Origin of the sequence: Neorhizobium sp. P12A (genome assembly GCF_008365395.1) — a bacterium.
Taxonomy (GTDB): domain Bacteria; phylum Pseudomonadota; class Alphaproteobacteria; order Rhizobiales; family Rhizobiaceae; genus Rhizobium.
Window position 1 is genome coordinate 1 of sequence record NZ_QOVX01000009.1, and the last position, 26332, is coordinate 26332.

A 26332-nucleotide genomic window follows, 5' to 3' on the forward strand; every position below is an offset into this window, starting at 1 on the left:
TGAATTGCTTGCAGCCGTCTCTGCTGTGGGGTTCGAGCTGCTGGCGAAGCGCATGGCTGAAGCGACGAAGGAACTGCACGATCCACGCGATAGGCTGGCAGCCATGGCGCGCGCCTATGTTCACCGCGGCGTCGACAATCCTGCACTCTACAGATTGATGTTCGGGGGCTACCTTGGGGCGCAGGACGAAGGGCGCCCGGCCATCGAAAGAACGGCGGCCTACACAATGAAAGCCTTGGTCGTTGATGCGATTTCCGACGGCGCGCTGGGGCGGCAAATTCCAAACGACGAGCCCAACACCCGCGCGATGGATGGGGCGATCCTGGTATTCTGGTCGCAGATGCATGGCCTGACTTTGCTACTAGTGGACCGACTGGTCGGTCCCAGCGACAAGATGGAGGAGCTGACTGAGAACGTCCTGCAGGGAATGCTCGACGGATTGGTGAACGGGATCCCCACAGTGCCAGACGGTGTCTGGGTAGGTCCGCCGCTTGCGGGATAGAAGTACGCCGCCTCGTCTGTCGCCCTCCCGACGGTCGCGCCGCGTTCGCTCTCGAAGGAAAGTCTCATGGATGCATACATTTCAGCCCTGGTCGGCCTCGCAGGCGTCGCCATCGGCGGGCTAACCTCGTTCGCTACCGCCTGGATAACTCACCGTTCACAGGTAAGGGAAAAACAACGAGAGATCGAGGTCGCCAAGCGCGAAAAGCTTTTTTCGGATTTCATTGCAGAAGCCACGAGGCTTTATGGTGATGCAGTTAGTCACCAGAAGGACGACGTCTCGGACCTTGTGTTGCTTTACGCACTGGTCGCCCAGATGCGTCTGATCGCGTCGAGATCCGTAGTGGACGCAGCCGAGAGCGCAATGGCACGGATCGTGGATACCTACCTCACCCCAAATCGCTCGCTCTCGGAGATGCGGAATTTGGCGCACTCAGGCGCGATGAATTTCCTGCTCGATTTCGGCGAGGCTTGCCGCGCCGAACTAGGGGCTGCGCGTGCAGACGCGTTCGCAATGGGACTACGCCAAGCGCAGCAGCGAGAAAGGGTTAAACACAACACGCCTGCTGGCGTATTAGGCCACTGACACCAGAGCGGTGATTCCGTTTTGGGAATACGGGTGGTTCTGCACGTCGCGTGACAAAGTCGACACATCACCGGAGTATTGCAATCAGGCTCCGGGACTACTTAGCTCTCGAAAGCCATCACTATTGCGACAACAGCGACGGTGATTGCGATGCAATGCTCGAACCCACAGTGTTCTGCAACGCTCGGTTCGGACAGTGTCGTTTTTCGCAAGCGCAATGCTTTCTTTTGCTCTGCCTGCCATCCACATGACGACGACGAATGGCGCGAACCCTTGCCGTGCCAGGTTTGCGGTAGGCTGGTTCGTACGCATCGGCGGTATTTTGCTCCTGTCGTTTACGTCTGTAGCCGGAAATGCAGGGTGCGCCACAATACAATTCAAAGGTCTGAGCATCGGAACCGATCGCGTATCGTGTCCAATTGCAAGTTATGCGATGAGGCCTTCACATCGCTCCGAAAGACCGCTTGCTACTGCTCGAATACCTGCAAACAAAAAGCTTACCTCAGGCGCCGCGGAGTACCGAGTATCGAAGAGTGCCTTCGCGATCGAGGATGCCTCTTCTGCCTAAAGGTTTTCAGTCCGCTGGGCAAAAATGCCCTTTACTGTTCCGACACTTGTAGACAGCGGGCTTATCGAAGGCGCCGCGACGTCAAGCCTCTTGATTACTTTGATCATTGCAATCGAAATGTTTGAATCGGCGGCCTTGTTAGGGATGAGCTTCTAAAGGAACTGCGGACTCTTCAGCTGCTGGCGGGACGTTTCCCGCCTTCTCAAATCTCGGCGAGACGCTTGATGCCGCATTGCTTCGCTACGATCAATACCTCCGCCCCGGCTGCGTCCTAACCACTCAATCCGAGAGCTTGCGTCATATCGTTTATGATACCCAAACGCGCTTCGATCACAGCGATCTTTTCAGGCGTGTCGGCGCACGACGCCTCGATATCAATGAACAGCTGCTCGCAGCCACCCGGAATGACGGTTCCGAACATCTGGCCGGGTTCGTCGCTGATATTTCGCCATGCGTGCTGGACATGAGGTGGCAGAACGACGACCGCTCCTGGAGGCGCGTCGAATTCTTCGCTACCGCATTCGAAGTGGTATACTCCTCGGATTACGCGAAAGATTTCGGTCTCTCTGGTATGGGTGTGGGGTGCTGGCCCCTGCCCCGGCGGCGTGAACGTCTCCCACATTCCAAAAGCCCCACCTGTCTCGGCAGCAGTAGCGTGAATTACGATCTTCGCTCCAAAAGGTGTTCTGGCCACGCGCTCCTTGCCAGGCACTGAGATGATTGCCTTCTGAGATAGCATTGCCAGTCCCCCATTGGTCGTAGCCGTCTGCGACGTCTGTATTCACTGTTCGGTCGCTCCCGGCATTCTTGATTTGCCGCGGAGCGTTTCAACCGCAGTTAGTTCAGCAAAACGAATCGGTGTCTGGTAGATTCGGAAAGTCGCCGCACCGCCCCCGGTTCGCATTGCGACAACTCCACATCACCGTCGAAGCTTTTTGGCGAGACGCCCCCGTACGACACGGGAGATGTTACCTTTGTTGAGACAGACGGCAAGAGATTTCACGCCAGCGTGGGGTCGATCGGGCCGGGAAAGTGTCGGTGCGGCTCCCGCCACGATCTTGCGCGTTAGTCGTTGAGAATCCTAACGCTGCGCGCATCAACAAGTGAGCTATTGCGACCAAAGGAATCCTTTGGCGTGTTTCTCGCGTGTCAGACGCAATCATCGGCAAAGAATACGCGCCTCGATTTCAGTCGAATCATCTTCTTAGGATTCTGCGCCAAACCATTGAAAAATGATTCGTTTCGAGCCGGAACGAATCACCTCCGCACGCTTTGAGCCGCGAATCGCTGATTCGGAGGATCGCGACATGGGAGCAGGGCATCGGGCTCAATGGAAAGGCTATCTGAAGTTCGGTGAAGTGAGCTGCGGCGTCGCGCTCTATACCGCCGCCAGCACTTCCGACCGCATAACCTTTAACACGATCAACAAGGCGACGGGCAATCGCGTGAACCGCGTCTTCGTGGACAGCGAGACGGAAGATCCGGTTCCGAAGGAAGCCCAGGCAAAGGGGTTTGAGATCGACAACGGCCAATACATCATGATTGATCTGGACGAAATCGCAGCAGCGATCCCCGAGAGCAACGAGACCCTCGAAGTCGAGGCATTCATTCCCTGCTCGGATGTCGACGATGTCTATTTTGACAAGCCGTATTACCTGACCCCCGACAAGATGGGCAGCGACGCTTTCGTCGCACTGCGCGACGCAATGCGAAGGTCCAAGGTCGCGGCCATCGCCCGGACGGTCCTTTTCCGCCGGATGCGGACGGTGCTCATACGGCCGCACGGCAAGGGCTTGGTCGCCACCACGCTGAACTACGATTACGAGGTCCGGTCCTCGAAGAAGGCGTTCGAGGATATGCCGAAGATCAATATCGAGGGCGAGATGCTCGACCTCGCCAAGCACATCATAGGCACGAAGAAGGGCGAGTTTGATCCGGCGTCGTTCGACGACCGCTACGAAGCCGCCCTCGCCAACCTCGTGAAGGCCAAGATTGAGGGTAAGGCCTTGCCGAAGCCAAAGAAGGTCGAGGTTTCGAAGCCGAACGATCTCCTGGCCGCACTCCGCGAAAGCGCCGGACTGGCAGGCAAGGCCACAAAAACACCGAAGCGCACAGCCGCCAATGCCAACAAGGGCGAAGGCAGGCAACGTGCCTCGCGCGGGGCCGCGTCGAAATCCGCCGCGAACGCCGCCCCGCAACGCAGAGCAAGCTGAGGAGGCTGACCCATGGCACCGCGCCCTTGTCAAGGACGAAAACGAGGCAAAGGGCTACGCTCGTGGAGAGAACGACTACATCATCTTGACCGACGAAGATCTCGACCGGGTGGCGCTCGACACGGTCAGGACGATCGACATCGACAAGTTCGTCCCCGCCGACAGCATCGAATGGGTCTATCTGGAGAAGCCGCACTATCTCATGCCCGACGACGCTGTCGGCAACGAGGCCTTCGCCGTCATCCGTGACGCCATGAAGGCTGACAAGGTCGTGGGGGTGTCGAAGCTCGTCATCGGTCGCCGCGAGCGTGCCGTCATCCTGGAACCTCGGGGCGAAGGAATCGTCCTCTGGACTCTTCGCTTCGGCGACGAAGTGCGTCCAGAGGAGAGCTACTTCGAGGATGTCGAGGAGAAGGCGGACCCGGAATTGGTCCCGCTCGTGCAGCAGCTGATGAAGAAAAAGTCTGCGCGGTGGTCGCCGGAGATGGTCACCGATCCAATCCAGACTAGCCTTTTAAAGCTGATAGACGAGAAGAAGGCGGCGCTAAAGCCCAGGAAGACCACGAAGGGCAAGAAGCAAGAAGCCGCGCTCGCCTCGAATGTTGTGAACATCATGGACGCGCTGCGAAAATCGGTCGCCGACGAACTCAAGAGCAAGAAGGCCGGATGATGGACGAGGAACGCGAATTTGAACTCTGTGAACCAGCACCGTTCCTGTACTTTGAAAACGGGCAGATGGCGGTGACCGACGGATGCTCCGTCTGGCAGGTGATCGTCACATGCGAGGCGATGATGGCGACTGCGAACCCGCCTCAGAAATCGCTCCGCCGTCTTATGCGCTATGCTCCCTTCTACAGGGAGCTCGCGGCGACCGCGATCAGGCGCGGCGACGATGTCGACGGCAGAGTTCTGGTCCGAGAGGCGGATGTGCTCGCGGCGCGACCACGACCTCACGGTCGACTGCCGGAACGGCTCCGATTTCCTGCCGATGCGTAGCGTCACTCGAATTGAAAGGATGGCGAGTGCCAAGCCAGGTGTATCTTCATCGCGGTTACAGGATTGCGATCTACAGCCCCACTGACCACTACGCTGTTATCACGCCGCCCGGCAGCAACGCCATCATCGACTTCAAGGAGCGGCAACCTCGGTCGACCGTGGTCGAGGGACCAAAAGTGTGCTTGGAGCGGGCCATCGACCTCATTGATAGCCTTGTTCCTGCCAGCACTCGCCCCGACCACCGGATCATCCGGCCCGCTTGCCCTCCTGAGTGAATTGAATAGCGCCTTCAACTTGGGTAAAATCCAGGTGTCATATCATTTCCACCTGCCCCGCTCCGGCGGGGTTCTTTTTAAAACCTGCGGCCGCATCGCTACTACAATCCCGGTTAACCGCCTCTCAACATGCCTCGGCGCTGGCACGGGTCAACCTCAAGGGTAGGAAGATGAGAACGAACTGGATCGTTACGAATTCAAATGGCGTCCACACATTCGACACCGCCAGGAATGCCTCCGCCTTCGTCCAGGCGAGTATGGACAGACATGAGTACTTCGAGCTGGATGCACCACCCACGCTCAGCGCCGAAGATCGAAAATATTTCGGAGCCATGCTGATCGAAGCGACCTTCGAGCAAAAGTGATGACCATAGGTTCCGTTGGTCGTGCAGGGCCCCATCCGCCTGCCGCTAGGGTCCGTATACCGTGACTTGTTGCAGTTAACTGCCCGACCACCTGAGCCCCAGTAGACTGCTAATGGATTGCGATGCTCCGCCAACGGTGTGGATGGCTGTCCTCGAACTGTCGAAGCAGATTTGTGGCCTGACCCAGGACATGATGTGCCGCCTGCACATCCTCACGGGCAAACTCATCGGCCTTGACGAACATCGCTTCTGCCACGTTCTTGAAAATCTGGGCGAACTTCACGTTGCCCTCGAAGAGAGCCTCCATCGCAGTCCTGTCGAGGTTCCTGGCTATATCGAGGAAGACCTCTTCGCGTTCTTCAATGCTAAGCCCACTGATATCATTTACGAAATGCATTGCGACTAGCTCTCCCTTCCCTGAAGCCGCACGGCCCTGCGCCGACATCAAGGAACTAGGTATCGCCCCATCCGGCTTCAAGACCCGTTTGGCACTCATGTGCTGGGAGTGCCAAATTTCCCTTGGCGGGTTATTGAACCCCTTTGACGCCGTAAATAAATTATGTGGGTCGGCACGGTAGCTCGGCCGACAAAAGCGGGAATTCCAACGCCGAGACAGGCGTCGGCTTCCCTACCTGGAGATTTTCATCCGCCACTGGAGATTTTTGGGAGACTAACATGGACACCAATGGCAACGGCAATTCGAGCCCGATCCCGGCGGACGTAATGACTGCGTCCGAAGTCCTACACCGACATTTCACTCGCCCCGAAGACATTCTTGAATGTCAGCTTCTGGACGTGCAGGAAAAGCGTTCGATCTTGGCCTCGGGGGCGTCGGATCGCTATTCAGTCGAATCCGCCCCGCAACTGAGGCATCCACCGCAACTGCCGACATCAGTCCACTATCGCGACATCGTGGAGGCTCTCAAGGCGCTCGACCGCATTGGTTTCAGGCGCCGTGGAGGCGCACTATCATGAAGAGCCATCTATATTCGCGCACCCTTCATCACGCAGAGCAAGATCATGTGAGCGACAGGCTTGTGCTCGCCTCTCGATACGCCGACTGCCTCCGACACTTGGCGGTAACGGCGACCCGTCTTGGGCTGGCGGACCTCGCGGAGGCAATCGCCGATCTGTCCCGTGCGATAGACCGAATGGCATACGACCTCGCCGTCTCCGACTACGGCATCGTCGTGCTAGGACGCGCGGGCCGCTTGATCGGTACGGTGGAGCGTCGTCTTGCGAAAAAAAGCAGGGAAGCCATCCTTCATTAGCTAAGCCGTTCAGGTCCGGAGAACGGCGGCTACACGGCGGCATCACATGTATCGCTCGACAGCGATGGGAAGGCCGCCCTGTCTTCATTTCGAGAATGCCCCGCGTCCAGCGAGTGTCCTATCTTCATCAGGCGACACAGATCCTCTACGCAACCGAAGGTTGGCGTAACAGTCGCAGCCAGAAGTGCCAGAACGAATTCATCATCCATGTCTATCAAGATATGCGCGGCACATGATCACGAGCTCTCGGCGTAAATCTTCAGCCACCTCGCCGGTCCGAATATGACGGTGACAAGGGTACGAGTATTTGACCTCGCATCGGAAGCGTCATTGTCGGAAGCACTTGCGAGCATGGCGGTGATTGCCGCGTCGGTCCGTACCGCGAAGGCTGATATCAATGCCCCGTTGTCCATTTCCACCACGGATCGGTACAGGGCGCGCGTAACATCCGGCTTTTCGGTTTTCGCATGCCAGTAAGCGTCGATTAGCGCTTCCACCATGTCGCCGGCCGGGTTGCCCTGCCGTTCGCGGCAAGTGGCTTCGATCCTCTCCGCAAGGCGGTCGAGGTAGCGTTCGTTGAGAGCGTAAATCAGAGCCCGTTTGTGCGGGAAGTATTGATACATCGTGCCGACCGAAACGCCCGCCCGCTCGGCGACGCGTGTGGTGGTGAGCTGATGAAGACCGTCCTTGACCAAAAGCTGAATGGTAGCCTCGAAAATCGCGTCGAGCGTAGCAGAAGACCGTCGTTGCTGCGGTCGTTTCCGGGGCTTCAAGGCCTGTGGGGTGGATGAAATCAAAAGCGAATCCTCAAACTGAATGATTCTTCATATCATGTTGAAAAACGTAGACGAAGAAAGGCTTTGAACATGAAGGAAGAACGCGTTGCGCTTGTAACCGGTGGCAATAAGGGCATCGGCCTGGAGGTCTCGCGCCAACTCGGCCAGACTGGTGTCACGGTCGTAATCGGTGCGAGGGATGTGGATCGAGGCACCGCGGCAGCCACCGAATTGAAGTCGCAGGGCATCGACGCCTTTTCCGTCCAGCTCGACGTCACGAACGAAGAGAGCATCGCTGCGGCGGCCCAAGCCATTGCCGACATGCATGGTCGCCTGGACATCCTCGTCAATAACGCGGGCATCTTTGATTTTGCGGACGCGCCCCCGAGCCGTGCGTCCATTGATGCTGTTCGCAATGTCATGGACGTAAACTTCATCGGCGCATTGGCTGTGACGCAGGCGGTGCTGCCGCTGATGAAGGCGTCACCTGCCGGGCGCATCGTAAACGTATCGAGCTCGCTTGGTTCGCTGGCGTTGAACGGCGATCCGACATCGACATACTATTCTCAGCAGTTCATCGGGTACAATGCATCGAAGGCGTCGCTGAACATGCTGACGATCCAATTGCACCAGGAACTGAAAGAAACTGGCATCGTCGTGAACTCGGTCAGCCCTGGCTTCGTCAAGACCGACCTGACCGGATACGGCGACATGACTGCGGAGGAAGGAGCAAGGCTGCCAGTGCAGTATGCACTCGTTGCAACGACATCGGGGACGTTCGTCGAACCGGGTGACACAACCCCGTGGTAAGGTGCACGAACTCCTGGCACGTAGTTGTCTCGTTGACGAAGGTAACCTCGGGAGAAAGGGACCTGTAGTCCAAGCTGATCGATCTCAATTCGACAGCGGTCCTGGTTACCGCTAGTGCCTTCCTTGTTGCGTTTCACACCTGCGGCCGGAACTTCACAAGGATCCGAAACCAAAAGCGAGGGTATCGGGTCTGCAGATTGTCAGACTCGCTCACGCCCAACAAACGGTCTGGCTCTCGCCCTCGATTACGGCAGCTCGCGGCCGATCCATCGTAAACCTTAACGTTTAATTATGAATCTGTCACTCGCTTGGCATCTAGCCTTTCGAGGAATACTCGTCTCCCGTATCAAAAATGGAGACTGAAGTTGTCCGACACACCAAAGCTGTTGAGCGCATCCGCGATGGCGCTTTCATCGTCGGCGTTGCTGTCAGCCCTCATCGGGGTGCTGAAAGCCAAAGGCATTTTCTCGGACGAGGACGAAACAAACGTTTATGAAACGGCTCTCCTTCTGCTCGAAGAGGCCGAGGCCAATGACGACACCGGAGCCGTTGAGCTGGCAAGGGAAGTCATTGAGGCCCATCTGGATTCGTAAGTTGATTGGCCGCGCCTTTATCTGACGGATAGGCGCCACAATAGAAGACCCTATTGTTCTGGGGTTGCAATATCGATCCGCTCCTCCAATATGCCCCGTCCCCCAAGCAAAGGACATGCGGGCTCGCTTACCCCCTGCTCGCAAGAGTAAGGCGAGCCCCTACCATACTTGGGGTGTGGGCGATCCTTCAGTATCGATCTTTGAATCTACATTCGCCGGGGTTGGCGGGATTGAACTAAGAGTTCAACGGGCGTCTTAACCGGAAAATCTCGAAGCTCAGCGCCGTCCGTCACTAAATCATGCACCTCGAAAGCCCGCCCTTCGAAGCTGTAGGCAACGTCGATCAACGTTTCCGACAAATCGCCCAGGGCGCGCACCCTCACCCCCGTGACGCTACCGCGGATTTGTGACCAGCTCGCGGTTTTTCTGGTCCTGAGAAGTCTTGTGACGACAAGGAACGCCATGACTGCTGTTAAGCCGAGCGTATCCACAAAGTAGCTCGCCATGGAACCGATTCCCCTTGATGAGGGTTGTCACTCTCAGCATCGCCGCAGTGCCACACGCTGATGGCGCGCTGCCGTTCTCTGTGTATTATCCCGACCGCGGTCGTTCAGGTCCATAGGCGCCCGCACCGGTCGCCGATAGCGCCGCCGCAGGCGCCTCCTGCAAGGGCGTGCAGCAAGCTACATCAGAAGCATTGCCCGCCCTTGCAGGCTTCCGCCAACGCGCGCGACAACTGTGCTTGGCTGAACGGCTTGGAGAGTCGGACGACGTCACCGAGGTCGCCGACGCCGTCCGGCAGTTCTGCATAGCCAGTGGCGAGAACTATAGGAAGCGCCGGATATCTCACGTTTATCTCCTGGCACAGCTGCGCGCCCGTCATCTTCGGCATTGCATGATCCGTGACGACGACGCCCGGAAGATCACCCGAGGCAAGGATCGCCAGCGCCTCTTGGGCGGAAGAGGCCTGGATGGTCTGCATCCCGAGGTCTTCAAGCAGAAGCACGGTGTTCATGAGAACAAGCGGGTCGTCATCCACGACCAGAACCGTCATTGAGGTGAGTGGCGCGTCGACATGCATTTCGGGCACGAAGGCGGCGGGAGCGACATCAATCTCGTGGGCGACGGGAAGCCAAAGCTCTGCGGTCGTGCCCTCGCCTGGTGCGGACTTAAGCACAAGATGACCGCCCGACTGCGCCATGAGGCCGTGTACCATTGGCAGACCGAGACCCGTGCCCTTGCCGACGCCCTTCGTAGTGAAGAACGGAGTGGTCGCATTGACGAGCGTTTCGGCATCCATTCCTTCTCCTTGATCACGCACAGAGAGGCAGACATATTCGCCGGGTAAGAGCATTGTCCCCTCGCTGGCTTGAACGGATTTCCGTTCAGCGGCGACGATGACCTCTCCTCCGCCCGGCATGGCATCGCGGGCGTTGACCACCAAGTTTAGCAGCGCACTCTCAAGCTGGTTTGCGTCTGTGCAGGCCCTCGGTAGATCCGGCGGAAAATGCGTGGTGATGACGACTTCGGGTCCAATCGTCCGTCGCATCAGCTCGGTCATTCCCCCTACCAGGCCGCCGACGTCCACCGGAACGAGCTGCAGTTCCTGACGGCGCGAAAATGCAAGCAACCTCTGCGTCAGCGTGGCCCCTCGCTGGGCCCCTTGGATGGCGTTTTCGATGAGGTCGGCGACATCGGGTCGGACCGCTCTCTTCTTAGCGATCTCAAGACTGCCGAGTATTGCCATCAGGAGATTGTTGAAGTCGTGGGCCAGCCCGCCTGTCAGCTGCCCCACGGCTTCCATCTTCTGCGCTTGGAAGATCGCCTCCTGCGCGGCACGCTTGTCACTGATGTCACGTGTGATCTTCGCAAAGCCGATGAGCTCGCCTTCGGCATTCCTGATCGGATCGATGATGACGTTCGCCCAGAAGCGCGTGCCGTCCTTCCTCAAACGCCATCCCTCACGCTCGAAGCGGCCTTCGTGTTCGGCCGCCTGAAGGGCTAGTGCCGGAAGGCCCGCTGTGCGGTCCTCTTCTGTGTAGAAGGTGGAGAAATGACGGCTCACGATCTCGTCCTCCTTATAGCCCTTCAGTCTTTCGGCGCCTGGATTCCAGCTCGTGACGAAACCATCGCGATCGAGCATGCAGATCGCATAGTCGGTGATCGCCTCGATGAGCAGGCGGTAACGCTGCTCGGTCTTAATGTCGGACTCGTCCATGGGCCTTCTGCCGTCGCAATCGGGTGTCATCTTTCCCCGAATCCTATCGGAGATAGCGTAGGACACAATCTAAAAACCTCAAGCGACGACCCCACCCAGGTGTAAGGTCTGATACCGCTAACAACCCTTTGTCGATGCCGCCGCCTGAAAGCGCACCCGCTGATTACGCTCAACGGCCTTGACGATGAGCGCCTTCTCAATCTGTCAGCGTGGACATCTTGCCGCCTTTCATTCCTGAAAGTCGCGCTGACCGCCTTGTATGGGGGAATTCGCCGAGCGGGCTGAATTCCTTGTGCTTGCGCAGCGCGCAAGTCGCTCCGGTGGCGGGAAGTAAGATCGCAGCCGAGTCAAGTGCTACGGGGATGGCTCGCAGCTCTACAAGTGCGAGCTTTCCGGACCACGCCATATCGCACACATGGCCTCGGGCCGCGCTCGCAGGACGGCAGCTGATGATTTCGAGATCCTCTTATATCACCACACGACGCCCACCAACCTCGGCTTGATACTACGCTCCGGCGAACTCTGGTCGTCGGCCTGGAACCTGCGGAGCACGCGTCGACTGGAGAACGTCGCCTATACCTATTTCACGAGCCTCGACAAGATCGGCAGCGAGGCCGACCTCCACAGGATCGCAATGGCCTCGAATGGGCAGATCAGATTTCAGACGACTTCTTCCCGGGAGACCGAGGCAACTCTGACGCTCGACGTGTACCGCGGGAGCACAAAAGGCCGCACGAGCACCTTGGCCCGATATATCCCCGTCGACATGCTGGCCGCGCCTCACCTCCATTTCCATCATTCGATCATGATAGAGGCAGCCTGGTATGAGATTGTATCACCTGAAATCTATCGTGTTGGCGTGAAACCTGGCGCCACACTACCGCTGGGGAAGGACGCGGTCGGATGCGACAGTGCCTCGTTGAAGTCCTTCGATCATGTCGCGCTTGGCGACACCAGCACACTGCCCGGGTTGGCGGCGCCGTACGACGAGGAGACAACGGATCAGCTGATGCACACCCAAATGCTCGGTGAGGACATCGACTTGTTCCAGTTCTGGCGTCGCAATGCCAACACCGATCAGGTTTCCGGGCGAACTCCGGAAGCGCGGGTCCTTGAGCCTCGGTAGAGGCCAAAGGCGTTCATGATCGCAATCTTCAAAATGTGCATTTGGCGATGCCTTCTTCCTGCTCGGGACCGCCTTGCCGTTAGCGCTTGTGGCAACGCTGATGCTCCGGAGAGCGCCTCAGGGTGTGGGCGTCGGTCACTGAATGCGGCGCGCTAGGTCACGGGCTCAGCCAGGATTTTCCTGGCGAGCACGTGACCTTCAAATTCGAAGCCGTCCGGATACGGCAGTCGCAGACCTATGACAGCGATCAGACGCCGAAACTGAAAGATATGGTGGGAGAATATCTCGGCGCTTCCAATGTCCTTCTTGCTGAAGGAGTGAATGGCGTTCCGCTGGCCTTGAATGAAGGCGACCGCTGCCAGGTCCTTTGGCGACAGGAGATCCTTCTTGGTGAAGTACTGCCTCATCTTCTCGAGCGAGATCTCGGTAGGATCGTGGATCGTCCCCGTCTTCTCGCCCTTCTTGTGCATGGCATCCAGGCTCTTGACAGTCTCGTGGTCGGCAAGAAAATCTTCGAGATAGACTGCCAGGAAGAGCCGAAGGGAACTCTCCATGAGGCTGCCGAGATTCGCCCAAGCAAGGATCAGTTCGCCGTCCGTCATCGTGGTTTCTGGCGTCCACTTGTACAGCGCCGCTGCAAGCGAGGGCATGAGTTCGAGCCGCGCCGATGCCAGCATCGCCGCGGCTCCGTCGGGAGCCCAGCCATGAGCGTTCTTCCAGAAATTGCTTAGACCTATCTGAATTCTGACGATGTCATCGATCGCTGCGGAATAGCTGTGCATGGAGGCTCCTCGCTCGCCGATTTACTTTAAAAATCCAGTACTTCCGATTGCGGAGACTTCCCACCGCTATAGACTCCGAAAAACGAATCTGATTCTGTTGGCGACTTCAATGGACTTGACGATTAATTTTGCACCGATCTCCTTGGAAGGTAATTGCAGCGTTCTTGTCGGGCGTCAGAACTACGACAAGGAACGCCTTGCTGAGCTGCGCGCCGACTTCAGGGATACTCATGTCTTCCGGCGCGACGGAGCTGAAAACATTGTCGACATTCCGATCATGCCGGGCGCAGTCCCGCTTGGACATGTCCAGGAAACGATTGATCTGAGACAGCACCAGATCTTCTGGCCGATGCTCTTGCAGGAATCGCTCATCCAGCTTCTGGGCAAGCGGCCCATCCTGTCGAACAATCCCTTGAAGTTCCTCGGTGCGCGCGTTCCGCTGATCGAGCATGCCAATCTGCCGGACTGGCTCCAGCGGCTGTCGGTCACCGAGATCCATACCCGGCATATCACCGTCGACCGCAGGAGGATCCATGGCATCGTATGCGATGTCCGAGCAAAGTCCTTCATCTCCGCGACTTGCGACGTGCTCATCGATGCCGGGGTGCACATCGTCGGCCGATACGTCCAGGTTGAGCTGCCCCCGATCGATGACCGGATCATGCCCAAGCGGAAGCTTGTTGGCCGGGTCCGCAGTGTCGACGGCGAAGAGCTCCTTCTGGAGGATTGCGAGCCGGGTTACGAGAAAGTCGCTGCGAAACTGGCCTTCCTGGAACCGCGTAAGGAAAACTTCGAGGAATGTGTGCGCAAAGTTCTCGGGCGCGATGCCGAGCGCGTGCTTGAGCAATCCCAGCGGGCCTCGCAGCACCTCGCGTCCGGCCCGGGCAAGCTGGAGCACATCGACAGCATCGTGAAGTACCTGAGGGACAAGAAGCCCGCCGCAGTTCCCGGGGCCAATTTTGCCATCGATGGTCCACTGAATACCAAGGGACGCCTGTTCCCGTCCGGGGAAATCATCGAGAAGCCCTTCCTGCTGTTCGATCCGAGCGGCAGCCGGAAGGACGACTGGGCTGAACGGGGGTTGAAGGATCATGGCCCGTACGACGAGCAGGTCTTCAGTCCGAAGGGTCTGAATATCGCGGTCGTGTGTCAGGCGCGCCTCGAAGGGCGCGTTGACGAGTTCGTGGCGAAATTCCTGCATGGAATGCCGAAGATTCTTCAGCAGGGAAAGAACTTCGCGCGCTTTGGAGACGGCTTCATCAAGCGCTTCCGGCTGAACAAGCCCACCGTGCACTATTTCCTCGCCGACGGCACGTCGGACGAGGCCTACGCCGTCGCCAGTCGCGAAGCGCTGGACAAGGCCCGCGACGGAGGCTTCGAGTGGGATCTTGCGATCGTCCAGATCGAAGAGGAATTCAAGTCGCTCGCCGACGGTTCGAACCCCTACTACACCACCAAATCCATCTTCCTCAGGCGTGACGTGCCCGTTCAGAGCGTTCGTCTGGAGACGATGTCGTTCCCGGACAATGAGCTCGTGTTTCCGATGAACCATCTGAGCCTGGCGACATACGCAAAGCTCGGGGGCACGCCATGGCTGCTTGCTTCCAGTCAAACGGTCGCCCACGAGCTTGTCATCGGCTTGGGGTCGAGCACCAGTTCTGAAAGCAGGCTTGGCCCCCAGATGAGGCATGTCGGCATAACCACGGTGTTTTCCAGCGATGGCAGCTATCTGCTCAGCGACCGGACTGCCGCGGTTCCCTATGATCGCTATCCCGAGGAACTGCGTAAGACCTTGAAGCGGACGATCGAAGCCGTCCGGACCGAGGACAACTGGCGGAGCACTGACAAGGTCAGGCTCGTTTTTCACTCGTTCAAACCCTTCAAGGACTCGGAGGTGGAGGCGATCGACGCTCTGACGGGCGAACTGAGGCTGGGCGATGTCAAGGCGGCGTACCTGCACATCGCCCCAGACCATCCTTTTCTTTTGTTCGATCATGCTCAAAAGGGTATCGCGGCAAGAGGCGGCAAGAAGGGTGTCCTCGGCCCTGCGCGGCAGCTCCATATCCGTCTCAGCGACTTCGAGTCCCTGGTAGTATTCGCGGGAGCCTCCGAACTCAAGCAGGTGACCGACGGCATGCCACGGCCTGCCCTTATCAGGCTTCATCTGAACTCCACGTTTAAGGACATGACCTACCTCTCTCGCCAGGCGTTTTCCTTCTCCGCACATTCCTGGCGAATGCTCTCGCCCGAGCCGTTCCCCATAACCATCCGCTATTCCGATCTCATCGCCGAGCGGCTCGCAGGTCTGGCCTCGGTGAGAGGCTGGGATCCGGATGCCGTGACCTTCGGAGCGATCGGTCACAAGCCGTGGTTCCTCTGACATGATCGATCTGAGCACGATCCGTCTGGAACTTGTCCGCGCCATCGCCACCACCGACGCGGCGGTGCACGTGCGGGCATTCAGTGCGTGGGTCCTCGGCGACACTGAAGGCCTGTCACACGAGGTTCAGCGCGCAGCGGCTGCCTCCGATAATAATATGCTTCCCGAGCAAGTGGCCGCTCTCGGCTACGGCAAGGCTTGCGGTCTCCTTACCGATGCCCAGAACACCCTCCTTCTCAACGAGATCGACCACTTCTCCGGGCGGAAGTTCTTCAGCCTGGGCAGGCCGCTGCGTGTCGAAATCGATGGGATCGCTTTGCTGGGTATTGCGCTCGTGGTCAGGGAGTTTCCCAACCCGACCTGGCTTAACGACCTGCTGTTCCGCTCGGCGAAGGAGGTTGGCGACAACGCCTGGACACTTGGACTCGTCTCCGCGGCAAGGCATCTGATTGGAGCCGGACCCGCGATACAGGATCCCGCAGATCTGGCATTCGCACTGGCCATTCGTGGTATAGGGAACGCGGACGATGGTCTGGCGACGAGTGCCTGGCCGATCGCTTCCCAGCTGCCATCAGGTCCCAATCTCGGCCTCGACACACTTTCGGTTCGTCTCTCTGCGTTTGACGGCGTTGTCGCAAGAAGCTTGCATGTGCGGATCGCCACGCCCGGGTTCGATGATCTGCTACTGGCACTTCGGGGTGTTCCACGGGCAATGAAACACTGGGCCTTCGAAACGAAGCCGCGGACACCGAGATCCGAGATCGCGGTCTGGCACGTCGAGAACGAGTACCATGTGCAGGCGCTTCTCTGGACGATCCTGGCACCGATCTTCCCGGATCTCGAAGACGAGGAGAACCTCCCTTCGATTGGGCATAAGCGGCCCAGAGTGGATCTAGCGGTTCCTTCGATCAGGACCCTGATCGAAGTGAAATACATGCGCGGAGGTGCGCAGTCCGATTTCGCGAAAGTCATCGATGAAGTTGCCGCCGACGCCTCTCTCTATCTCAGCACCACGACGGCGTTCGACAAGATCGTCGCGTTCGTGTGGGACGATTCCGCCCACTCGGAACAGCACCACGAACTCCAGTCCGGCCTCGAAAAGATCAAGGGAGTGGAAGCTGCCGTGGTGGTTTCGCGCCCAGGCAGGATGGGCCGAAAGAGCTGACGGGAGGTTTCCCCTCCGCCAGCAAAACCCGAGCGTTCGCCGGAAAACCTGAAGACCGTTTTAGTTCGTCTCAAGAAGACTTCAGTGGCTAATGCCATGCTGTAGCCTCATGATCGGAGTAGGCCTTCCGACATGTCCCTAGACTTGCAAGCCACCGAAGCCGTTCGCCGCCGGATGCAGCGCACCGCGCTGCAAAGACAACCCCTTCGAGCGTACCATCCGCTCGCAGCTTCATGCCCGCGGGCTTCGCTATCGGATCCACTATCTGATCCCCGGCATGAAGCTCGTCCATGACTGCGCCGAGATAGACGTCCTTGTCCTCCTGACCGCGATGAGCGATAAGATGGAATGCTTGACACCTTCGTCGGCGACAAGGATGCGAAGCTGATACTCGAAGTCGCGGCGGCCGTGCTCCATCTGCTGCACCATGTCGACCAGGTGCGGGAGATACTCGGGATGGATCCGGGCAGCAATCTGCTCAAGCGACACCACCGATCCCGGCTCGATCTCGAAAATGCGATAGAGCTGTTCGGACCAGACGATCTCGCCACTCGCTGCAATCCAGGAGAAGTTGCCCATTCGAGCAAGGTGCTGACCTTCCAGCAGGAATGCCTCGCTTCGTCGCAAACGATCTTGCGCCTCTCGGCGCTCAGTGACATCCCGTGTCACCCCGAGTTGGACCAGGGAGCCGTCAATGTGGCGCAGGGGTGCGGCATGAGTTTCCATGTGGCGGCGCGCGCCTATGGCGTTGACCAGGTCGAACTCAAGATCGCCTCGCATCCCTGAACAGACACGCTCATGAAATTCGCGATACCTGTCCCGGTGCTCGGGGGCGACAAAGTCGAAGAAGTTCAGACCGATAACTTGACCGGAATGCCGTACGCCCGCCATCCCGGCCCCGGCTGCGTTGACTTGAAGCACCGTGCCGTCGCGGGCGATCAGTTTGACGCATTCGGGCGTGGTTTCGACGATCGTGCGATACGTCTCGTCGCTCCGTTTACGATCCTCAATGTCGGTGTTGACACCGTACCATTTGATGACTGCGCCATCGGCATTTCGCAGAGGACTGACCCGGAAGAGAAACCAGCGGAACACGCCGTCGAAGCGCCGCAAGCGCGCCTCAGCCTCTGTCGCGCGGCAGGATGCAAGTGCTTCCTGCCAGATTGCCTGGAGACGCCCGAAATCATCCGGATGAACCGCAGAAACCCAGCCCCAGCCGACGGCCTGTTCCGAAGACATACCCAGGTAGTCGAGATAGTGCTTGCTGAGAAACTCGGCAGTACCATCGGTCCTCGCAGACCAGGCAAGCGCCGGGATCGTGTCGATGGTGACCTGAAGATTTCGTTCGCTCTCTTGCAGAGCGCTCTCAGCCCTCTTCAGATCCTCAATGTCGTAGCTGACGCCATACCACCGGACGATGGTGCCGCTCTCGTCTAGCATCGGCACGCGGCGACCGAGGTGCCACCTGTAGGATCCATCGGACACGCGAGCGCGATACTCACACGCGAAGGGCGTCCCTGCGTTCAAACTGGCATTCCAAAGGCGTTCGCTGCGTTCCACGTCATGCGGATGGCAAAGCTCCCGCCAGTCGAGCCTTTCAGGTATCCAACTGAGTTCGCTGGCCTGCTTGTTCGCTGCAACGAGGTTTCCTTCAACGTCGTAGACGCCAACGCGCGCCGGGATGCTGTCGAGGATGTGACGGGACTCGCGCTCTCGAACCGCCAGGGCCTGCTCGGCACACTTTCTCTCCTCGATGTCGATGAGGAGATGAAACCAGCGCAGTATCGAGCCGTCCTGATCGCGAAGAGGCATGCCGAGCACGTTGTACCAGCGATACATGCCGTCGGCCCGTCTATGTCGGCTTTCGACATTGTAGGAAGTGCCTCGCCTATGCGCCTCGATCTGCGCGGCAATTGTAGCCTCAAGATCGTCGGGATGGACGACGTCTGAAGCCTTCCAGCCTTTAAGTTCTTCGAGCGTCTTCCCGAAATATTCCAGAGCTGGCTGGTTGAGCGCTTCGACATCACCATCCGGCGTTGTCACCGCGAGCGGCACGGAGATTGTGTTCACCATCCGCTGGAACTCGATCGCCTTGCGGCGCAACCCTTCCTCGGCACGTCGCAGGTCTTCGACATCTGTCGCCACCACGTACCACCTGGGAGGGATTTCACGACGGCTCTCAGCAGGGTTGACCTGGAGAAGATGAGAGCGATAGTCGCCGTTGAGGTTTCGCATGCGCACTTCCACTTCGCCTGGCTTCTGGGATGCCTGGATCGATTGCCATGCTTCGAAAAACTTCGAGAGATCCTGAGGATCGATGAGATCCCGCCATTCGAAACGCGTCTCGTGGGTGCCTAGGAAACCGACACTTTGCATCCATCGTCGATTTACGAACTTGATCTCGCCGTTCAGGTCCGTCCACAGGACCATGGCAGGGAGTGCATCAAGTATGTCTGCCTGATCAGTCTCCATGGCGTGCCCTTCAGGTCTTGGGAGAAGCCTAGGAGGGGCTATCCCCGCTGTCCATGATACCATGGTGTGAAAAACACCCGAAGGTAGTGACAAGATCGACGGACAATGCGGAGCGTCACATTGTCAGTTTGTATTGCAGGCTCGAAATTAGGTCGCCAAGCCGTCCCGAACTATCGGGATCAAAGATTACCGTCATCGCCAAGACGATGAACACAAACCCCAGCACGACAACTGCGACGGACGTCACCACAGACGGTTCGATGTCTTCCGGAGCGGGGCTGATTGACTGACCCTTAGGGTGATGAGCGGGAGCCGCGCTGGGAATGTTGGAGTTGGCAGGGGTCACAAGACGGATTGTTCTTGCCGAGCCCTTCATCGAGCGCACACCTTGCGTCGAGGACAGTTCCGAAATCTTCATCTCGTGTACCGGTGATATTTGAATTAGCTCTTACCTAGGTCTCACACCGGTGGCTCGCAACGCATCCTTAGGTATCAGTCTTGTGCGGCGAGCTTCGACACCATCGGGATGCAAGTCAGTCTCCCATAGTGTCGGCGTGATACCTAGGTCTTGCCGAGACCTAGGTATCATTTTCTTTTCGCGGCGACGAAGACGCCCTCCCCGAAGCTCAGGAAAGGCACTGAGATTTGCCGCTTGGAACCCTCAAGGGAGACCGATAATGAAAGTGATCACCACCATCGTAGCTGGCCTGCTAGTCGCGAGTACGGCTGCGGCGGCAGAGCCCGCCAAGCCAACAATCGTGCTGGTGCACGGCGCTTTTGCAGACTCGTCAGGCTGGAACGGCGTTATCGCCATTCTCGAAAAGGACTGCTATCCCGTCGTTGCTGCACCTAACGCCTTGCGCGGCGTGAAAAGCGATGCCGACGGCGTGCGGGCACTCCTTGATACCATCAAGACTCCCGTTGTGCTTGTCGGCCATTCCTATGGCGGTATGGTGATCAGCAACGCGGCAAACGGGGAGAAGAATGTGAAGGCTCTGGTCTATGTCGCTGCCTTCGCGCCCGAGGCTGGCGAGAACGCTGGCGCCCTCGATGCCAAGTTTCCGGGAAGCGTACTCGGCCCGGCACTGATGCCAGTTCCGCTGGCAGCGGGAGGTCACGATCTCTATGTCCAGCAGGACAAGTTTCGGGAGGCTTTCGCGCCAGATCTTCCGGCTGCGGCGGCGAAACTAGAATCGGTCACCCAGCGACCGATAACAGACAGCGCATTCGGCGAGGCGGCAGGTGAGCCTGCATGGAAGACAATTCCATCCTGGTTTGTCTACGGCGACCACGACACGGCGATACCACCGAAGGCCTTAGCCTTCATGGCCGAGCGCGCGGGTGCGCGGGATATCGAAGTCGTCAAGGGGGCCTCGCACGTCGTAATGGTTTCGCATCCAAAGGCGGTAGCGAAAATCATCGAAGAGGCGGCATCCGCGCATTAGGGCGCGGTCAACAGGCTGGTGATCGTCTTGATCGGCAGCAGTCCGATCCCATGACTTCGCCTACAGAGCCCAAGGCCCCATGGCTTGGGCTCATATCTCCTGACAAGATCGTCCTTGTCGGTCCTGCTCGAGCTTCGACTTGCGCGGGTTCAGCTATTCGGTTGAGTCGAAGTTGTCCTCGCCAACTCCCAGCATGGAGGCCAGCACACGAAGTCCGGCATCAAGCTGATCCATCTTTGGAGCCGCCAGCGCTAGTCTGACGGCATTTGGCGCATAACCGGAGTTGACTGCGAACGTCGTAGAAGGGGTCAATGCGATGTCACGTCGGGCGGCAGCCGCGACGAAGCTCTGTGATCGCCAATGCGCTGGCAGCGTCAGCCACAAATGATAGCATCCCACGTGCGATTGCATCTCATACCCGGCGAGACGTTCGCGTGCCAACTTCTGACGCGCATGCGCATCGAGACGTTTCAGTCTTGCGAGCTCGGCGGCGGTGCCGTCGCCCATTAGCCGCTCAGCGGCAGCGAAGGCAAATCCGGACGCTGTCCAGCCACCCGACCGCACCGAGGCCATGACAGTCTCTCGCAAATGACGCGGCGGCACGATGAAGCCGAGAGTCAATCCAGGCGCCACCATCTTGGAGAGGCTATCGATGACGATACAAGTTTCCGGAGCAATAGAAGCGAGTGGTAGTTCGTCATCCAGGAAGGCGTAGACATTGTCCTCGATGACGGGGATACCGAGTTCCTCAACGACGCGGACCAGATCGACACGGCGCGCCGGCGACATCGTGGTACCCAAAGGATTTTGGACCGCGGGCTGAACGTATATGGCCGAAAGATGAGTCTCCTGGTGCGCCTTTTGAATCGAGCCCGGACGTACGCCTTCTCCGTCCATCGCCAATGGCACCAATGTGATCCCGAGCCGGGCGGCTATGCCTTTGATGAACGGATAAGTTAAGGCTTCCACGCCGCAGCGACCGCCAGTGGGGACGACCGCAGCCAGTGCGGCCCCGATGCTTTGCCGTCCGTTGCCGGTGAATATCAACTGATCGGCGTCGACGGTCCATGTTCCTTTCGACAGGTGCAGGGCCGAAATGCTCCTGATCGATGGCGTGCCAATGCTCGTCGCCTGCCGCAACGCTGCATCCAGCGCAACCGCTTGCTCCAGCCCTGCTAGCGATTTCGCGATAAGTGCGGTCTGTTCGGGCAGCATCGGATAGTTGAACTCGAGATCGGTGCGGATGCCGCGGGGTTCCCCAGGAGCGGCAATGCCTCGTCTCGCTTCGCCAGAGATGAAAGTACCTCTGCCGACTTCACCGACGACGAGGCCCCGGCGCAGCAACTCGGCATAGACGCGGCTCGCCGTGGACACGGCAATCTTGCGCTCGAAGGCAAAGGTACGCTGCGGAGGGAGGCGGTCACCGGGTTGAAAAGTGCCGTCGGCGATCTCGGCGGCAACGGTGTCGGCAAGCCTTAGATATTCGGATCTCGACATATATTGCTCCGAGTTCAATGTTTCGATTGCACCGATATCCATATCGGAACATTCTGTCCGCATCAAATGCATTGTACCAGAAACGGTGAAGGCCTCCAAACCATGGCCCCGCCGGAACTCGACAGTCCGCCCGACGCACGGCGTCGGCATGGAGAAGCGTTGGAGAAGACAAATGTTGGAAATCCTCTCAATCACAAAGAATCTGCGCGAGGTTTCAAAAAGGCTCTCTTCGCCCCTTCAGACTTTGTGCGCACCATGGAAGGCAATCATGCGTCATCTGGTTCGTCGTACCGGCGCCGCACGGCTTCGGGATCTCGACGGTGACGCATTGTGGGACATCGGACTCGCGCGCTCGGAGATCCGGGCGGCGGCATTCGGGCTCATGGCGGCTTCAAACGACAGGACGCTTCGGCGAGACTAGCGTTTGGCCGCGCCTGAGGCGTGATCGCTCACATGCCTCAATCAGCGTCGCCCGGCCGATGGGCCACTCTTCAACATCGTTGCGCGAGACATGTTAGCCGAGCTGTTCGCTCCAGTGAAAGCTCGGCACATCCGAGCGATCTTTGGCGCGCTATTTGAAAGCAAGGCACATGGAACTGACAGCTACCACTATCCTCGTCGCCTTCGCGGGCGTGTTCCTTATCTGCTTCATGAAGGGCGCGTTCGGAGGCGGCTTCTCCATCATCGGCATACCGCTGCTGTCTTTCGTAATGGATCCTGTCAGCGCCGGAGGCCTTCTCGCTCCCCTATTCATCGCGATGGACCTATACGCCCTGCGTTACTTCAAGCGCTCGACATGGTCGAGGCCGGATCTCGTGCTGCTCTTGCCGGGACTCGTGCTCGGCATCGGGTCAGGCTACCTGCTGTTCCGCGCTCTGGACCACCGCGCAATCGCGATCATGATGGCAGTGATCACTCTGATCTTCGTCGGCCTATGGCTGGTGAGAGGCGCCGATGTGATCACCCGTCCACGTTCGACGCCCAAGGCCATAACCGCCGGCCTTGCGTCGGGCATCACGACCATGGTTGCACATTCCGGCGGACCGCCGCTTGCGATGTACCTCCTGCCCCTCGGCCTCACCAAGGAGATCTATGCGGGGACGACAAGCATGTTCTTCACCGTCGGCAACGCAACCAAGGCCGTTCCGTGGCTGCTCCTAGCAAGGCCGTCGGCCGAACTCTGGGAACTTATGGCAATCTGTCTGCTTGCCGTTCCCAGTGGGGTTTCGCTTGGTTGGCGGCTGCATGGTGTCCTGGACCAGCGCCAGATCTACCGCATCTGCTACGGGTTATTGGTCGTTACCGCTGTGAAACTGCTGTGGGACGGAGTTGCGGGATATCTCGCATGAACGAGGCCTGCCCCTCCAAGCACTCGATGACTTGGCGAGTAGCCCTCCCACTATGGCTGCCGACCGTCAGGCTGGTGCTTGGCGCGAGTTGGCAGTTGCAGTTCCACCATGCCTGCTGGACTATCTCGTTCCATAGCGCAGTCTGTCCTTCATTCGAGGAATCGCGAAGTCCAGGAAAGCCCGTAGCTTGAGCGGCACCTGGCGCTGGCTGGGATAAATGAAACTTACCGGGATGGCGGGCGGAGCAAAGTCGTTGAGGACCGTCACGAGCTTGTTTGACCTCACCGGTTCATCAACGAGGTATGACAAAACGCACGCGACCCCGGCCCCTGCCACGGCGGCGCTCAACGCTGCCTCGATCGAGTTTACGACGAGGGGGCAAGGCACGGTGACAGTTTCCCGTGTCTTGCCCGCACCGAATTGCCAAGTCGTTCCGAGCGCCAAACCCTCGTAGCCAATACAGGCATGCCTTACCAGCTCCACGGGCCTTTCTGGCATGCCCCGGCCATCGAAATAGGATGGACTCGCGCAGACAACTTGACCAAACGAACCCGCACGCAAGGCAATCATGCTGCTGTCGGGGAGGTCGCCCACCCGGAGCGCGAGATCGATGCTTTCCTCCCCCAGATTGATCTTGCGATCGGTCAGTTGGACCCGAACCCGGATGTCCGGATACTCCCGCAGGAATTCAGCGACTACGGGCATCACGTGAACCCGACCCAAGACCTGTGGTACGCTCAATGTAAGTTCGCCACGCGGGGTCTGGTATTCCCCGGTTGCGTCTCGCTCCGCTTCCGCAATGTATTCCAGGGCCCGTCGACAGGAGGATAGGTAGGCGTCTCCTGCCTGTGTGAGCGTGAGCTTCCGGCTGCCGCGAACCAGAAGTCGGACTTTCAGATGGTCTTCAAGTTCCGAAACGCGCCTGCTAACTGTCGCCAAGGGGATACGCAGCCGCCGGCTGGCAGCCGAGAAACTCCCGGTTTCCACCGCCGCGATGAATATCGACATAGCTTCGAGGCGATCCATTAGCCTTCCATCCCTGAGAACTTAGTTCTCATTTTTAATGACTAATGCGGCAAATTGGAAGGGACTATGTTGTGGTCATGCCTCCTGGTCGCCGATGCCAATCGTGAAGTGGACAACCAGGCGCGATGAACAGGCGACCGCATTGAGCCGGCCGCAACTGAGTGAAAGAAGAACTGCTATGAACTTCGAAACCATCAAGACAAGGATTGAGGAAGGCGTCCTGTTTGCCGACATCGACGCTCCGCCGATGAACTTGCTCGGCCCCGCGCTGGTTAGAGATCTCGTTTCGCTCATCCAGAGCGCCGAGAATGATCCGACCGTCAGTGTAGTCGTCTTCCGCAGCGCAGATCCCGACTATTTCATTCCGCATGTCGACGTTACCCGCGTCAGTGAATACCGCGCCGAAGCCGCGAGGCTCACTGGCGAGCCATCAATCGGTCTGGTCTTCCGATACCTCAGCGCAAGTCGGTTGATCTCTATCGCCGAGATTAGAGGCCGCGTGCGAGGAGCTGGAAGTGAATTCGTCCTCGCATGCGACATGCGTTTCGCAGAGCGCGAGACGGCGGTATTCAGCCAGATCGAAGCAGCGTTTGGTCTCATTCCCGGCGCTGGAGGTGTCCAGCATCTTGCTCGGCTTCTCGGACGTGGCCGCGCGCTAGAGGTCTTGCTTGGCGCCGAGGACTACGACGCCGAGACGGCCGAACGATACGGCTGGATCAATCGCGCATTGCCAGCCTCCGAACTCGGCGCTTTCGTCTCGGCGCTTGCCCATCGCGTTGCAAGCTTCCCCGTCCCAGGCGGTGCCATGATCAAGGACCGGGTGAACGAAGTGACGCTCGCCCCTGTCGAAGAGTTCCGACGCGACTCCGACCTGTTTGGTGAGAGCGTGCGAGATGAAACCGCCCAATTGCTAATACGCAAGGCGTTCGAGCGAGGGTTCCAGACACGGGAGGCGGAGCTGGCTCTGGCTCCCGTGCTGGCTTCGCTGAATCAGTGAAAAGGATTCGATCAATGTTCAAGAAACACGACGTACGCTTCCCCGCCGAAGGAGGAATCGAGCTCTCCGCATGGTTGTTCGTTCCCGAGGGGCAGAAGCAGCCTCTTCCTGCCATCACCATGGCGCACGGATACGCCGGCACAAAATATCATGGTATCGAACCTATCGCGGAAGCCTTCGCTGACGCTGGTTTCGTCGTCCTTGTGCATGATCACCGGGGTTTTGGCGAAAGCGGCGGCGAGCCGCGGCACGACATCAATCCCTGGCAACAGATCACCGACTGGCGTCGCGCCATTTCCTATCTGCAGGACAGGCCGGAAGTGGATGAGAATCGCGTGGGACTATGGGGAACAAGCTTCGCGGGCGGCCACGCCCTTGTTCTCGGTGCGACAGATCGGCGATTGAAGGCGATCGTCTCGCAGGTTCCTACAATCGATGGACATACCGCAGGCTCGCGCCGCGTTTCTCCGGAAAACGTCGCCCATCTCGAAGAATTGTTCGCCGCCGACGACCGTGCGCAACTCCGTGGGGAACCGCTGGCGACACAGGTGATCGTCAGCACCGAGACAGCTCAGAACTCGTCCTACAAGGCAACCGATGCGGTGGACTACTATCTGAAGAAGGCGCCTCCGGGATTATGGGAGAACAAGGTGACGCTGCGCTCGACACGCTGGGCTCGCATGTACGCTCCGGGCGAATGGGTGGATCGCGTCTCGCCGACGCCGCTTCTGATGCTCGTTGCGGAACACGACCATATCGCGGTGACCGACCTTGCACTGAAGGCATACGAGCGTGCTCTGCATCCCAAGCGCCTCGTGATGCTCAAGGGCGGCCATTTCGATCCCTACGAGCGCGAAATCGAAACCGCATCCAGAGCCGCCATCGAATGGTTCGGTTCCCACCTTTAGCCCGAACGTGGGC

27 protein-coding genes and 1 pseudogene are annotated in these 26332 nt (G+C 58.7%); 18 read left to right on the forward strand and 10 right to left on the reverse strand.

Translation table 11 applies throughout. From position 1 onward, the window contains the following. Together DTW90_RS22430 and DTW90_RS22435 are read left to right on the forward strand one after the other, a co-directional pair. Positions 1 to 502: TetR-like C-terminal domain-containing protein (locus DTW90_RS22430; RefSeq protein ID WP_149341063.1), on the forward strand; the 502-nt coding region annotated here is incomplete at its 5' end. A 66-nt stretch (positions 503 to 568) separates the two neighbouring features. After that, on the forward strand, positions 569 to 1087 hold the full coding sequence (locus DTW90_RS22435) for a hypothetical protein (protein WP_149341065.1): 519 nt from the start codon (positions 569 to 571) through the stop codon (positions 1085 to 1087). 839 nt (positions 1088 to 1926) lie between these two features. On the opposite strand, the gene DTW90_RS22440 is transcribed toward DTW90_RS22435, so the two are convergent. Further along, positions 1927 to 2394, reverse strand: coding sequence for a cupin domain-containing protein (locus DTW90_RS22440; RefSeq protein WP_188080017.1), 468 nt, complete (start codon positions 2392 to 2394; stop codon positions 1927 to 1929). Between the two features lie 568 nt (positions 2395 to 2962). Between DTW90_RS22440 and DTW90_RS22445 the strand changes: the two genes are divergently transcribed. From DTW90_RS22445 to DTW90_RS22460, 4 genes and pseudogenes are all read left to right on the forward strand, one after another. After that, the gene (locus DTW90_RS22445; protein WP_149341069.1) at positions 2963 to 3868 is read left to right on the forward strand and encodes a Ku protein; all 906 of its coding nucleotides are present in this window, start codon (positions 2963 to 2965) and stop codon (positions 3866 to 3868) included. A 28-nt stretch (positions 3869 to 3896) separates the two neighbouring features. Then, a pseudogene (locus tag DTW90_RS22450) lies at positions 3897 to 4538 on the forward strand (Ku protein); the annotation flags it as partial. Then, the gene (locus DTW90_RS22455) at positions 4535 to 4864 is read left to right on the forward strand and encodes a hypothetical protein (RefSeq protein WP_149341072.1); all 330 of its coding nucleotides are present in this window, start codon (positions 4535 to 4537) and stop codon (positions 4862 to 4864) included. The pseudogene DTW90_RS22450 and the gene DTW90_RS22455, both read left to right, overlap by 4 nt. A gap of 445 nt (positions 4865 to 5309) precedes the next feature. Continuing rightward, positions 5310 to 5504 (forward strand): hypothetical protein, encoded by a 195-nt coding sequence (locus tag DTW90_RS22460; protein WP_132528689.1) that lies wholly within the window; start codon positions 5310 to 5312, stop codon positions 5502 to 5504. A gap of 109 nt (positions 5505 to 5613) precedes the next feature. Here the strand turns inward: DTW90_RS22460 and DTW90_RS22465 are convergent, their stop codons facing one another. Then, positions 5614 to 5901 (reverse strand): hypothetical protein, encoded by a 288-nt coding sequence (locus tag DTW90_RS22465; RefSeq protein WP_149341074.1) that lies wholly within the window; start codon positions 5899 to 5901, stop codon positions 5614 to 5616. 278 nt (positions 5902 to 6179) lie between these two features. Here DTW90_RS22465 and DTW90_RS22470 point away from each other — a divergent pair, with 278 nt between their 5' ends. Together DTW90_RS22470 and DTW90_RS22475 are read left to right on the forward strand one after the other, a co-directional pair. Beyond that, positions 6180 to 6479, forward strand: a complete 300-nt coding sequence (locus DTW90_RS22470; RefSeq protein WP_149341076.1) for a hypothetical protein — start codon at positions 6180 to 6182, stop codon at positions 6477 to 6479. Next, a complete protein-coding gene (locus DTW90_RS22475; RefSeq protein WP_149341078.1) occupies positions 6476 to 6775 on the forward strand; it encodes a hypothetical protein in 300 nt (99 codons plus the stop codon). Before DTW90_RS22470 ends, DTW90_RS22475 begins: the two co-directional genes overlap by 4 nt. Before the next feature lie 236 nt (positions 6776 to 7011). Here DTW90_RS22475 and DTW90_RS22480 read toward each other — a convergent pair whose 3' ends face one another. Next, on the reverse strand, positions 7012 to 7572 hold the full coding sequence (locus DTW90_RS22480; RefSeq protein ID WP_246665010.1) for a TetR/AcrR family transcriptional regulator: 561 nt from the start codon (positions 7570 to 7572) through the stop codon (positions 7012 to 7014). 69 nt (positions 7573 to 7641) lie between these two features. Between DTW90_RS22480 and DTW90_RS22485 the strand changes: the two genes are divergently transcribed. Both DTW90_RS22485 and DTW90_RS22490 read left to right on the forward strand, forming a co-directional pair. Further along, a complete protein-coding gene (locus tag DTW90_RS22485) occupies positions 7642 to 8361 on the forward strand; it encodes an SDR family oxidoreductase (protein WP_149341080.1) in 720 nt (239 codons plus the stop codon). Between the two features lie 365 nt (positions 8362 to 8726). Further along, entirely contained in the window at positions 8727 to 8954 is a 228-nt protein-coding gene (locus tag DTW90_RS22490; RefSeq protein ID WP_149341082.1) for a hypothetical protein, read from the forward strand. 206 nt (positions 8955 to 9160) lie between these two features. Here DTW90_RS22490 and DTW90_RS22495 read toward each other — a convergent pair whose 3' ends face one another. Both DTW90_RS22495 and DTW90_RS22500 read right to left on the reverse strand, forming a co-directional pair. Beyond that, positions 9161 to 9460, reverse strand: coding sequence for a hypothetical protein (locus tag DTW90_RS22495; protein WP_149341083.1), 300 nt, complete (start codon positions 9458 to 9460; stop codon positions 9161 to 9163). A 182-nt stretch (positions 9461 to 9642) separates the two neighbouring features. Further along, positions 9643 to 11172: a PAS domain-containing hybrid sensor histidine kinase/response regulator gene (locus DTW90_RS22500; protein WP_246665011.1), complete on the reverse strand. Its 1530-nt coding sequence runs from the start codon at positions 11170 to 11172 to the stop codon at positions 9643 to 9645. Between the two features lie 415 nt (positions 11173 to 11587). Between DTW90_RS22500 and DTW90_RS22505 the strand changes: the two genes are divergently transcribed. Further along, complete coding sequence (locus DTW90_RS22505; RefSeq protein WP_149341087.1) at positions 11588 to 12298, forward strand: hypothetical protein; 711 nt, start codon at positions 11588 to 11590, stop codon at positions 12296 to 12298. A 152-nt stretch (positions 12299 to 12450) separates the two neighbouring features. Here the strand turns inward: DTW90_RS22505 and DTW90_RS22510 are convergent, their stop codons facing one another. Beyond that, on the reverse strand, positions 12451 to 13080 hold the full coding sequence (locus tag DTW90_RS22510) for a hypothetical protein (RefSeq protein ID WP_149341089.1): 630 nt from the start codon (positions 13078 to 13080) through the stop codon (positions 12451 to 12453). A gap of 109 nt (positions 13081 to 13189) precedes the next feature. Between DTW90_RS22510 and DTW90_RS22515 the strand changes: the two genes are divergently transcribed. Next, positions 13190 to 15460, forward strand: coding sequence for a hypothetical protein (locus DTW90_RS22515; protein WP_149341091.1), 2271 nt, complete (start codon positions 13190 to 13192; stop codon positions 15458 to 15460). A gap of 1 nt (position 15461) precedes the next feature. After that, positions 15462 to 16625 (forward strand): hypothetical protein, encoded by a 1164-nt coding sequence (locus tag DTW90_RS22520; protein WP_132526971.1) that lies wholly within the window; start codon positions 15462 to 15464, stop codon positions 16623 to 16625. A gap of 261 nt (positions 16626 to 16886) precedes the next feature. Here the strand turns inward: DTW90_RS22520 and DTW90_RS22525 are convergent, their stop codons facing one another. Together DTW90_RS22525 and DTW90_RS22530 are read right to left on the reverse strand one after the other, a co-directional pair. Then, a complete protein-coding gene (locus DTW90_RS22525) occupies positions 16887 to 19097 on the reverse strand; it encodes a PAS domain S-box protein (RefSeq protein ID WP_188080018.1) in 2211 nt (736 codons plus the stop codon). 115 nt (positions 19098 to 19212) lie between these two features. Beyond that, a complete protein-coding gene (locus tag DTW90_RS22530) occupies positions 19213 to 19515 on the reverse strand; it encodes a hypothetical protein (protein ID WP_149341094.1) in 303 nt (100 codons plus the stop codon). A 259-nt stretch (positions 19516 to 19774) separates the two neighbouring features. On the opposite strand from DTW90_RS22530, the gene DTW90_RS22535 reads away from it, so the two are divergent. Beyond that, complete coding sequence (locus DTW90_RS22535) at positions 19775 to 20542, forward strand: alpha/beta hydrolase (protein ID WP_149341096.1); 768 nt, start codon at positions 19775 to 19777, stop codon at positions 20540 to 20542. A gap of 153 nt (positions 20543 to 20695) precedes the next feature. Here DTW90_RS22535 and DTW90_RS22540 read toward each other — a convergent pair whose 3' ends face one another. Then, positions 20696 to 22039 (reverse strand): PLP-dependent aminotransferase family protein, encoded by a 1344-nt coding sequence (locus DTW90_RS22540; RefSeq protein ID WP_149341098.1) that lies wholly within the window; start codon positions 22037 to 22039, stop codon positions 20696 to 20698. Positions 22040 to 22211: 172 nt separating this feature from the next. Between DTW90_RS22540 and DTW90_RS22545 the strand changes: the two genes are divergently transcribed. Further along, positions 22212 to 22460: a DUF1127 domain-containing protein gene (locus tag DTW90_RS22545; RefSeq protein ID WP_149341100.1), complete on the forward strand. Its 249-nt coding sequence runs from the start codon at positions 22212 to 22214 to the stop codon at positions 22458 to 22460. A gap of 169 nt (positions 22461 to 22629) precedes the next feature. Next, positions 22630 to 23388: a sulfite exporter TauE/SafE family protein gene (locus DTW90_RS22550; protein WP_149341102.1), complete on the forward strand. Its 759-nt coding sequence runs from the start codon at positions 22630 to 22632 to the stop codon at positions 23386 to 23388. Positions 23389 to 23508: 120 nt separating this feature from the next. Here the strand turns inward: DTW90_RS22550 and DTW90_RS22555 are convergent, their stop codons facing one another. Beyond that, the gene (locus tag DTW90_RS22555) at positions 23509 to 24414 is read right to left on the reverse strand and encodes a LysR family transcriptional regulator (RefSeq protein ID WP_149341104.1); all 906 of its coding nucleotides are present in this window, start codon (positions 24412 to 24414) and stop codon (positions 23509 to 23511) included. A 178-nt stretch (positions 24415 to 24592) separates the two neighbouring features. Here DTW90_RS22555 and DTW90_RS22560 point away from each other — a divergent pair, with 178 nt between their 5' ends. Beyond that, positions 24593 to 25411: an enoyl-CoA hydratase/isomerase family protein gene (locus tag DTW90_RS22560; protein WP_188080019.1), complete on the forward strand. Its 819-nt coding sequence runs from the start codon at positions 24593 to 24595 to the stop codon at positions 25409 to 25411. A gap of 14 nt (positions 25412 to 25425) precedes the next feature. Beyond that, the gene (locus DTW90_RS22565) at positions 25426 to 26319 is read left to right on the forward strand and encodes an alpha/beta hydrolase (RefSeq protein WP_149341108.1); all 894 of its coding nucleotides are present in this window, start codon (positions 25426 to 25428) and stop codon (positions 26317 to 26319) included. The last annotated feature ends 13 nt before the right edge of the window (positions 26320 to 26332 follow it).